Source organism: Verrucomicrobiales bacterium, from assembly GCA_016793885.1.
In the GTDB taxonomy this organism is placed as follows: Bacteria; Verrucomicrobiota; Verrucomicrobiia; order Limisphaerales; family UBA11320; genus UBA11320.
Genome location: JAEUHE010000052.1, coordinates 1 through 10,327, shown reverse-complemented (window position 1 = coordinate 10,327; position 10,327 = coordinate 1). Strand labels below are relative to the sequence as shown.

General features: G+C 59.3%; 7 protein-coding genes and 1 pseudogene. 2 read left to right on the top strand and 6 right to left on the bottom strand.

Annotated elements, in window-relative coordinates; translation table 11 throughout:
- Both JNN07_06960 and JNN07_06955 read left to right on the top strand, forming a co-directional pair.
- Nucleotides 1-924, top strand: a 924-nt coding sequence (locus JNN07_06960; GenBank protein MBL9167465.1) for a DUF1553 domain-containing protein, incomplete at its 5' end; no start/stop codon positions are given.
- A gap of 54 nt (nucleotides 925-978) precedes the next feature.
- The gene (locus JNN07_06955) at nucleotides 979-2,361 is read left to right on the top strand and encodes a DUF1501 domain-containing protein (GenBank protein MBL9167464.1); all 1,383 of its coding nucleotides are present in this window, start codon (nucleotides 979-981) and stop codon (nucleotides 2,359-2,361) included.
- On the opposite strand, the gene JNN07_06950 is transcribed toward JNN07_06955, so the two are convergent.
- From JNN07_06950 to JNN07_06925, 6 genes and pseudogenes are all read right to left on the bottom strand, one after another.
- Complete coding sequence (locus JNN07_06950) at nucleotides 2,358-3,176, bottom strand: MotA/TolQ/ExbB proton channel family protein (protein ID MBL9167463.1); 819 nt, start codon at nucleotides 3,174-3,176, stop codon at nucleotides 2,358-2,360. The genes JNN07_06955 and JNN07_06950 overlap by 4 nt on opposite strands.
- A gap of 241 nt (nucleotides 3,177-3,417) precedes the next feature.
- Nucleotides 3,418-4,491, bottom strand: a complete 1,074-nt coding sequence (locus tag JNN07_06945; protein ID MBL9167462.1) for a hypothetical protein — start codon at nucleotides 4,489-4,491, stop codon at nucleotides 3,418-3,420.
- 472 nt (nucleotides 4,492-4,963) lie between these two features.
- Nucleotides 4,964-5,707: a class I SAM-dependent methyltransferase gene (locus JNN07_06940; GenBank protein MBL9167461.1), complete on the bottom strand. Its 744-nt coding sequence runs from the start codon at nucleotides 5,705-5,707 to the stop codon at nucleotides 4,964-4,966.
- Nucleotides 5,708-5,933: 226 nt separating this feature from the next.
- The gene (locus JNN07_06935) at nucleotides 5,934-7,163 is read right to left on the bottom strand and encodes an NAD(P)/FAD-dependent oxidoreductase (GenBank protein MBL9167460.1); all 1,230 of its coding nucleotides are present in this window, start codon (nucleotides 7,161-7,163) and stop codon (nucleotides 5,934-5,936) included.
- 880 nt (nucleotides 7,164-8,043) lie between these two features.
- Nucleotides 8,044-9,519, bottom strand: a pseudogene (locus JNN07_06930) (PQQ-dependent sugar dehydrogenase).
- 63 nt (nucleotides 9,520-9,582) lie between these two features.
- Nucleotides 9,583-10,056: a macro domain-containing protein gene (locus JNN07_06925; GenBank protein ID MBL9167459.1), complete on the bottom strand. Its 474-nt coding sequence runs from the start codon at nucleotides 10,054-10,056 to the stop codon at nucleotides 9,583-9,585.
- Between the last annotated feature and the right edge of the window lie 271 nt (nucleotides 10,057-10,327).

Sequence of the window (10,327 nt, the reverse complement as noted above, 5' to 3'; positions counted from 1 at the left end):
CCGCAGGTGATGCAACAACAGGCTGCTCCTCCCCAGTTCAGCGATCAGCAGAGCGGACGGCTGGAACTGGCTCGCTGGCTTACCGACACCGAACACCCCCTCACCGCCCGCGTGATGGTCAATCGGATTTGGCGCTGGCATTTCGGGCGCGGATTGGTGGCCAGCACCGATAACTTCGGTCTCCTGGGCGAGCGACCATCGCATCCAGAACTGCTGGACTGGCTGGCACGGCGATTCATCGCCGCCAACTGGAGCCTCAAGTCAATGCATCGACTACTCATGCTCTCCAGCAGCTATCAGATGGCAGTGCAAGGCGATAACGCCCGAAATCCCGGCGATCCAGAAAACCGGCTTCTCTCCAGCTTCCCCCTCCGTCGACTCGAGGCGGAGGAAGTTCGTGACAGCCTGTTGGCGGTGGCGGGAACCCTGGACCTCACCATGGGCGGCAAAACGATCCCGCTTAAGAACCGCGAGTTTGTCTTCGATCACACGTCGAAGGATGCGACGACCTATGACAGCCTCCGCAGGGCGGCGTATCTTCCGATTGTTCGGAACCACCTCTACGACCTGTTCGAACAGTTCGATTACCCCGACCCCGCGGTTCCCAGCGGGGATCGCAACGCGACAGTGGTAGCGCCTCAGGCCCTGCTCATGATGAACAGCGATCTGGTTGCTCAAGCCGCCTCCGCCTTCGCCAGTCGCCTCTGCGCTGGAAAGGCTGTGAGCGAGGACCAGCGCTTGGAGTTGGCCTACGTATCCGCCTACGGTCGTCCGCCTTCAGCGAAAGAGCGGGAACAGTCCCATGTCTTCCTGAAGGCGTTCGCTGCCTCCCCGGGTGGCCAGGCATTGGAGGCGCGGACTGAAGCCTGGAGGATCCTTTGTCAGACCCTGCTGGCGGCGAATGAGTTTCTCTACCTGAACTGAACGACCATGAGCGCGCCCGATCTCAGTCTTGATCCGAGGATGTCACGGAGATGCATGCTCAAGAGCTCCGCGTTGGGATTCGGGTGGTTGGCTGCCTCGGCTGTATTGGCCAACGCGGGGGGCGAACCTGCCCCAGCCAACCCGCTGGCTCCAAAGAGACCTCACTTTACACCGCGCGCCAAGCGAGTGATCTTTCTGTTCATGAAGGGCGGCCCTTCCCAGGTCGACACCTTCGATCCAAAGCCTTTGCTGGATCGCGACGATGGAAAACCGTTCCCGGGCCAGAAGCCACGCGTGCAATTTGCACCAACCGCGGAGCTGCTCAAGTCGCCGTGGACCTTTAAGAATTACGGACGAAGCGGACTCCCCGTCAGCTCTCTCTTCCCGCACGTGGCGACCTGCGTCGATGATCTCTGTGTGATCCGCTCGTTGCATGGCACGAACGCGGCGCACGGCGGAGCCCTGCTCAAGCTTCACACCGGCACCGACAATTTCGTTCGCCCGAGCATGGGATCTTGGATCACTTACGGACTCGGGACAGAAAATCAGAACCTGCCCGGGTTTCTAACCATCTGCCCTACGCTGGCGCATGGCGGGGTGAACAACTGGGGAGCGGCGTTCCTGCCGGCCGCCTACCAAGGAACTCCGCTCGGCAATGCGACCGTGCCAGCTCATGACGCGGTAGTCCGGCATATCCGCAATTCCCGGCTAACCCCGGCACAACAGCGGGTCCAACTAGATCTGCTGGCCGAGATGAACCGGGACCATCAGCAGCGCGTGGGACCGAACGCGGCGCTGGAAGGCCGGCTCAACTCCTTCGAACTCGCGTTCCGTATGCAGATGGCGATGCCGGAAGCCCAGGACATCTCCGGGGAATCCGAAGCCACGAGACGTCTCTACGGTTTGGACGACAAAGTGACGGCCAACTTCGGGCGTCAATGTCTGATGGCGCGGCGCTTCGCGGAACGTGGTGTCCGTTTTATCCAGGTCACGCACAGCGACAGCGAAGTGCAATGGGACCAGCACGGCGATCTGCGGAAGGGGCACACGAAAAACGCAGCGGAAGTCGATAAACCCATCGCCGGACTCTTGCAGGATCTGAAAGCCACGGGACTACTGCAGGACACCTTGGTATTGTGGGGAGGCGAATTTGGCAGGACCCCCGCGGCGCAAGGTGGAAGGGACGGTCGCGATCACAATCCCGAGGGATTCACCATGTGGATGGCCGGAGGGGGAGTTAAAGCCGGGACCGCCTATGGAGCGACCGACGACTATGGCTGGTACGCCACCGAGAACAAGATGCACCTGCATGATCTTCATGCGACCATCCTCGCCCTGCTCGGACTGGATCACGAAAAACTCACCTACCGGTTCGCTGGCCGGGATTTCCGGCTGACCGACGTCAGCGGCGAAGTCGCGACCGGGATCTTCGGCTAGTCGTGACTTGCCAACACCGGCAGCTCACGAAGCGGCCCTCTGCCCTTCTGAACGAGGGCGACAATCTTGGAGGCCAGCACCTCGTTCGCTTCTTCGATCTCGTCTTCGATCGGACGCTGGTCCAAATAGACATGCTCAACCCGAGCTACGAATCTCCGGCCAAAGCGTCGAAGATCGATGCTGAACGTCTGCACGCGTCCCGAGAGAACAGTTGCGGCCAGCATGGACTGCAACCCCACCGCGATGCCAACCACGGCAGAGATCATGGCGGTTCCGATCCAGGGAGTTAACTCCGGAAGCCCGGCACCCGACACCACCATACTCATCATTCCCCAAACGGTTCCGAGGCAACCAATCAAGGGAGCCCCAACCGCAATCCAGCGGAGCAACCATAAATGGCGACCGAGTGCTTGAACCTCGACCTCCACAACCTCCTCAACCGTCAGCCTGAGCGCATTGAACGAGTGACTGCTGATCAAGCGCTGCCGGCGGAACCGCACCGGATTGTGATGCAAGTGGTGCTGCACTTCACCTGCGCCTTGAGAGTAAACCACAAAAGCAGGGGCATCATCGAAGCGTTCGTTCCGATCAAACAACTCCAAAGGATCACGCGAAGAGGAGTAAGATTCCTCGAACCCCAGGGTCGCGAGGCGGGCTCGCATCAGTCGCGAAGACTTTCGCGCGAAAACAATCCAGACCACAAGGGACAAGCACAGCAAGCCCGCCAAACACATCCGCGTTTCCACCGAGGACTGCTCTAGCGAGAAACGAAACGGGGCAGATCCCAAAACCGACGCCAGGAATAAGGAGTTCATAGGAATTGTTGAGAGGTAAGGATTATTGCGATGAGATCTGCCACCCCGGAAGAAACCAGTGGCCCGAAACATCGAGGCAGGTGTCCGGCGGAAAAGCGGAGCTCGTTGACTTCGAACAAAGCCGATTCTCTTTCCACACAACTCAAAACAATGCCAGAGCAAGATGCGGAGGAAAGTCCCGAACTGAAACAAGTCGGTGACACCGAGGCGACGAAAGGCTCCGGCGCAAGAATGGGCCGGGTCAGAGTTCCGGAGGAATCGGTTGAGGGCTCGTCGCGGAGCCCAGGCCAGGAAACACGGAGGAACCTGCGTCCCTGGTATGTGACATCGGAGATGACGAACGACCTGGCCTAAAGACGGGGGTGGGCGGGTTCAACACAGCTCCATGACGCAACCCGCGCTCGCTCATGAAAAGTTCCGAAAAACCCAACTCGGCGAGGATCATCTCATAGATCACTGCGCCGACCAGAAGGATGTCGGCTTTCTCCGGCGGCACTCCGGCCAGACAGCGTCGTTCAGCACCACGCAGACTCCAAATACGCTCGACCTGCTCACGAATCTGGATCGCAGTCAGTCCCGGCATATCCTCCCCGAAGGCGGCGCACGGATCGCCGGAGGCCACCACGAGCCTGGCCAAAGTCTTTACTGCTCCCCCAAGGCCGACCAAGCGAACTTGCCCGCTCCCGAAACTGGCGAGGGCAACATCCAGGTTCGGCTTCACCTCCACCCGTAGAATCTCCCGGACCCGCCGGCGAAGGAGGACGAGGTCTCGGTTAGTTGGAGGATCCGACGGAGGCTCTGTCTGAAGAAAACGCGCAGTGCCAAGCAGTGTGCTCAGGCGAAATGCCGATCTTCTCCCCTCGCCTAAGCTCCACTCCGTACTTCCACCCCCAACATCCACGATCAGCACGGGACGATTGGCGAAACACGGCTCGCTGGTCACGCCCTGAAACACATAATCCGCTTCGCGATCGCCCGAAATGATCTCCACCTCAAGACCGACGGCAGCTCGAACCGATCTCACCAACTCGACACTGTTGGTGGCCTCCCGAGTGGCGCTGGTCGCGAGAATCCGGATCGTGGAAGCACCGGACCTCAGCGCTTGCGAGGTAAATTCCTGAACGGCCCCAACCGTCCGAGCAAGGGCCGCAGGTTGCAGACAGTTGGAACTAAACAGGCCCTCTCCCAGAAGTGTGTGTCGACTTTCCTTGACCACGGTCCGCAGGACCTGCCCCAAATCCGCCACCAGGAGCTTCACCGAGTTGGTGCCAATATCGATGACCGCGTGCCGATTGCCGAGGGGTGAAGTGTTCATAGTCGGGGTCTAGGATCAAAGCACTCAGCGCATCCCCGTGCCCTCATGGTCTTCTCGCGACCCGGGTCGACCGGCAGGCCAACACCCAGGAGGGAACGCATTTAGATTCGATTGCCGGAAGACCTAAGGTCGGTGACGGACACTTCGCGGATGGACTGCCAGGCTTTGACTTGCGCATTCGTGAACCCCTATATCCAAGCCACAACACGCAGTGCATGGTCCAATGGTTCATGCGCGCACGATGTCAGAAAACCATCCAGTTGAAAGAACTGAAGTGCAACATCTTGGTGACGAACCGGCGGAAGACCAGAGGCCGCGCTGAACCTAGACATCGCGGTTAGGAACGGCCATCCGACGCAGCCAGCAGTCAGCCGGTCCCCCTAGGAAGGTGGGACCGACACGGGGACAGCCACTCAGTGGGCAGCGTATCCGGCAGCGGAACCGGCGCACCCCCAAACACGCGGCTACGCGTTTACTTCTTCTGGGCAGCCCAGATGCGGGTCGTGTAGCCCACGTTGAGAATCCTGTCCTCCCGACGCACAATCTCCTCGATCCCGGCAATGATGCTCCCGAAAGAGGCGCCGGCTTGGCGTTCCAACGTTCCATGCGATCGCCAGGCGTCTAGGTAATCTTCAGCTGCAATCTTGGCCACGTAACTAGCCTCGATGTAATGGACCTGCCGGAAGAGACCACTCGCATTGATCGCCTCCGTTTGGTCCTCTCGGCGCGTTCCATAGCCATAACCGCGAATGTTCTCCTTGATGAAGTTTTCGACGGCAGCCTGGAGCGGATCACTTAAATCACGGTGATTCCACATGCAGGCAAACCAGCCCTTCGGCTTCAGCAGCCGCTTGGTCTCGGCAAGTGCCTTACGACGATCGGTCGTATTGAAAGAGGAGCCGAATGTGACGAGATCAAACTGTTGATCAGGCAGGCCCGTAGCCTCTCCGGTACCGACAACCCAGTTCACTCCCCGGTTAGCGGTCACCTGCTGTCCCACTTCACGCATCGCATCGTTGGGTTCCACCGCAGTCACCACGAGTCCTCGATCGAGCAGCATCTTGGTCAGATGGCCAGATCCAGCTCCGATATCGCACGCGGTAGCACCAGCGGCGCTCGCGGTCAACTTGCAGAGATCATCAATCGCCGCCGGACAATAATCCGGACGTTTGATGTAGTGAGAGGCCAGTTTCGTGTAGTCCCAATCGGTTTTCATAGATGCTTATTTCGGCGGTTTGATCCGATCAAGGAACTCTCAAAGTCGAGATCGGCAAGCGCTGCGCAACAAATTGCGTACCAACTCGGCTGCAAATTGCTTTTGACATGGAATTAGACCGGGCCGAAGCGACGCGCCGGACGAGGAATATGCGACCGCCCGGCTGACTCGACCATGCAACCGGCAGTTTTTGCATGATCTGCGGCAGGAAGTGTCGAGCGGCAGGCTAACCCAGAGCCATCGCCTGACCGGCGATCCATCCGGTTGTCCAGGCCGCCTGGAAGTTGAATCCACCGGTGATGCCATCGATGTCCAGGATTTCCCCGGCAAAGTAAAGACCCGGGCAAACCCTGCTTTCCATGGTTTTGAAATCCACCTCCTTGAGGCGCACCCCTCCACAAGTCACAAACTCATCCTTATTCAGGCTCTTGCCCTGAACTGGCAGTTCCATTCGGGACAGCTGCAGCGAGAGTCGAGCGAGGTCTGCCTTCGAGATGGCGGACCAGCGGGCGTCGGGGGCGATCCCGGCCGAGAGAACGAGCTGTTCCCACAGCCGTGCCGACAGGGGTGCGATGGTGGTGTTCACCACGAATTTGGCCGGGGTTCCCTGTCGCCGCTGATCAAACTCCCGCAGCAACTGCTCCGGGTTCAGACGCGGCAGCCAATTCACCTGCAACGAAAAACGATAATCGCACTGATGCAGCGAGCGAGCCCCCCAGGCCGACAGCCGCAACACCGCAGGACCACTAAGCCCCCAATGGGTCAGCAGCAACGGACCTCGCTCGCGCAAACCGGCACCCGACACCGAAACCTCGGCATCCTCCAGCGAAACTCCCGACAGTGCCCGCAACCACGGGACCGCGATGTGAAACGTGAACAAAGATGGCACCGGGGGTTCCAGTGTGTGGCCGAGCGAAACAGCCAGCTGTCCCAGCGCGGCACTCCGACAGCCGCCCGTGGCGAGCAGAACTCGATCGCACTCCATCAACTCACCCGTGGAGAGCGTCGCCCCGAACCGCCCCTGCTCCGTCCGCTCGATTCGTTCCACTCCGACTCCCGACCGCAGGATCACCCGCGCCGCCCGTGCCGCCGCTAGCAGGCACTCTACAATGGTCTCCGAGGAATCGGTGGTGGGAAACATCCGTCCATCGCCCTCCGTCTTCAGAACCACACCGCGGGAGGCGAACCACTGCACGGTGTCTCGAGCCTGAAACCTATGAAAGGGCGCGATGAGTGCGCGCTCTCCGCGCGGATAGCAGGTGGTGAGCTCGCGCGGTTCAAAACAGCTGTGGGTGACATTGCAGCGGCCGCCGCCGGAAATCCGCACCTTCGTCAGGAACGCCGGACTCTTTTCCAGGATCGTGACCCGGGCATCCGGATCGGCCTCGGCACCAGCAATCGCCGCAAAGAAGCCCGCCGCACCACCGCCCACCACCAAGATCTCAGGCTTGCTCATGACCGGCAACCGGCTAGGGACTTGCCGGAGCCTCGCTCACATCCACAGTCGAGAAGTGGATATGAGCAAAGCATTCCGGGATATGCGAATCCCAGACCCCGTGCGGGCTCCAAAACCAACCACTGGAATCCTTGGCCGGCGGAGGTTCTTTATACTGGTTAAACCGGGAGAAATCCATACGCCAGACGTCCGAGTCTCGGGGAGGAAGTGATTTCCCTTCCGCCTTAGCCAGCCACTTCAGCCCCGACCAGGGGAATGCCAGTTCCACGGTCCAGCCGCGATCCTTGTCGCTCGGGTCATTCAAAGTGCCATCGATCCAAACGGCGGTCTTCAGGCCGGGATAATCCCAATCGAAAAAGCCAATCCGCTTGCCTCGCGGATGAGTGGTGAAGCCCACCCCGTTGAAGGACTGGGCCCGCGGATTCGATCGTTTGAACTCCGGAACTTGAGAATATCCTCCGGACTCATAGTTGTCCTGCCAGAAAAAGAGCACCTCATAGATCGTATTGTGGGCGTTGATCTCAAATTCATAATACGCGTCCTTCCCCGCAATGAAGACCTCGACGTCATTGTTGTAGTAGATGGGCGAATCGCGCTCCTTGAAGGTCGCGGCGACATTCGGCTCCTCGACCCAGAAACCCACGTAGAGGTTCTGTTCATCCCACATCACGGCCACGCGGGTGTCATGCATCGTCGGTTTTCCCGACAGGATGTCCACGAAGCGCGGGGACTTGGGAACCTGCTTCCACGCCGCTTCATCAAGTCGGCCATCGATCTGGATTGGAGTTCGCGTTCGGTAAGCACGATAGTGAGGCTGTTCGAACTGCTCACAGGGAAACTTGGCCGTCACTTTCTCCTCCACCTGAGGAGCTGTGGCCGCAGTATATTCGATTCGGACAATCTGAGTGTCGCGATTGGCATTCCACCCCGTGCCATTCTCCAGAACATAGAGGCAGCCATCAGGCCCCAGCTCCAAATCCATGGGCCGTTTAAACGTCATGTTGATGCAGAACCTTTCCATCCACAGCCCCCCGCCGGGCCGCTTGGCGATCTGGTTTTGCTCATCCAGATGTACCGCGATAATCCAATTCCGGGACCATTCGTAGATAAAGAGGGTTCGATCAAACTCCTTGGGCAGTTTGTTTGGCGAGACCAGCTTCTCGTCGAAATGGTAGACCGGCCCGGCGCAGGCCGTACGCCCTCCCCCGCCGTTAACGACCGGAAACTTGGTCGAGGGTCCGTACGGATACCAGATGAAGGCAGGCTGGGCCGCGGGCAGCTCCCGAGGACCGGTGTTGAGCACCGATTCGTTGAGGGGCTTCAGGGGATCGAAAAGCTCGCCCGTTCCGCGGGTCGCGAAATCGTAGCGTCGGTAGGGCCGGTTGTCCCCGGCGAACAGCGGCCAGCCAAAATTCCCGGCGGCCCGGGCTTGGTTGATCTCATCAAAGCCAGCCGGTCCCCGATTCGTATTCGCACCGCCCGCATCGGGGCCCACCTCGCCCCAATAGAGGTATCCGCTCTTCTGATCGACCGAGATCCGCCAGGGGTTGCGATTGCCCATTACATAAATCTCTGGACGGGTGTTCGGGGTGCCGGGAGGAAACAGGTTTCCCGCCGGGATACTCACGCTGCCGTCGGCGTTGGGATGCACTCTCAGGATCTTCCCGCGAAGATCATTGGCGTTGGAGGCAGACTTCTGGGCGTTCCAAGGCCCGCGATCCGAACGCTCATCGATCGGTGAATAGCCGTCGGAGGCGCCCGGATGTGTGTTGTCCCCGACGGAGGCATAAAGATTCCCCTCCGCATCAAAAGCGAGCGACCCGCCCGAGTGGCAACACTCCTCGCGCTGGGTGGGGATCCGCAGCATGACCTGCTCGGTTGCCAAATCAATCCGTTCGGCATCGACCTGAAATCGAGAGACGCGATTGGTTCCAATCTTCTTGCCGGCCGCGTCGAGATGGGTTTGGGGTTCGGAGTAGAACAGGTAAAGCCAGCGGTTCTGATCAAAATGAGGATCGAGCGCGATGCCGATCAACCCATCTTCCATCTCTTTGTAAACCTCCAGCTTTCCCAGTTCCTTCGATTTCTGGGTCTTCGGCTCCCAGACCTTCAGAATTCCGGCGCGCTCCACAAAAAAGACGCGCCCATCCTTCGCGATGGCGATCTCCATCGGATCCACCACGGCATCGTCGACCGTTCCATCCGCGTTGAGATCTCGGTCTGCCTCCAGGATGATCTTGCGGAACGGCCCGTCGGTCTGCGGGCCAGTTGGTGTAGGTTTGGGAGCATCGGCTGCAGCAGTTTGAAGCACCGCAACCAAGCTCCAGAGAACGACACCGAGGATGGGACAATTCATCATGCGCCGCAGAGTAAACCGACTCGTCGGCCTGAAATCAATTGCCCAATGCCGTATCTTCGCTCAGGCCACGCCTTTACGATAGGTGGTGTAGAGATAGACCGGGATCTTGAGAGTGCCCAGATGGCTCTTGATGAGCGGCAATACCTCATCCCAATCCAATCCACCTACACCTGTTGCCAACCGTGGCAGTGCGAGGCTGGTGATCCCCTCCGCCTCAACGACGCGGTGGAGCTCCTTCAGACAATGGTTGACGTTTGAGATCGAGGCCTTGCCTGGGTGCGAATGTTCCGAAGCCGCTGGTTCCTGGGTGAAAAGATTAATAATCCGATGCCCTCCCGTGCCGCCCCATACCCATACTGTCCCGGTCTTCGGATGGGAGTTATGGGTAAAATGACGGAAATCCTTATACATGGCCGGCCACTGCTCCCGCAGGCTCAGCGCCAGGCCGCTATTAAAGTGGTCATTGGGTGCGACTCCGTGGGCTATCGCTTGGGCCTTGGTGAGAAGGATGTCGCCTGTGACTTCTTGGATCATAGAATTGTAGTGGTGTGTTGTTACGAACCAGGACCAACCTGCTCCAAGTCTCGATGCTGAGCTGCCCGGATCTTGTGATTCCACCCACTAGGATTGGCTGTTCGGGGTGGTGTGGAGCACCTGGGTCCTTTGGACTGCGGTGGCACGACCTAAGCATTACCCACAAGTTCTTCGACCAAATGTTAGAATCCCAAAGGGATTCCGCCTCAAAGCCCAGGGTTGGCGCGACGCAGGAGCGCCTACCCTGGGTTAGTCGTTGTTTTCTCACAAC

Excerpts from the sequence above, each read along its gene's own strand:
- JNN07_06955 (MBL9167464.1), top strand. The coding sequence starts at position 979 with ATGCTCAAGAGCTCCGCGTTGGGATTCGGGTGGTTGGCTGCCTCGGCT.
- JNN07_06950 (MBL9167463.1), bottom strand. The coding sequence starts at position 3,176 with ATGAACTCCTTATTCCTGGCGTCGGTTTTGGGATCTGCCCCGTTTCGT.
- JNN07_06945 (MBL9167462.1), bottom strand. The coding sequence starts at position 4,491 with ATGAACACTTCACCCCTCGGCAATCGGCACGCGGTCATCGATATTGGC.
- JNN07_06940 (MBL9167461.1), bottom strand. The coding sequence starts at position 5,707 with ATGAAAACCGATTGGGACTACACGAAACTGGCCTCTCACTACATCAAA.
- JNN07_06935 (MBL9167460.1), bottom strand. The coding sequence starts at position 7,163 with ATGAGCAAGCCTGAGATCTTGGTGGTGGGCGGTGGTGCGGCGGGCTTC.
- JNN07_06925 (MBL9167459.1), bottom strand. The coding sequence starts at position 10,056 with ATGATCCAAGAAGTCACAGGCGACATCCTTCTCACCAAGGCCCAAGCG.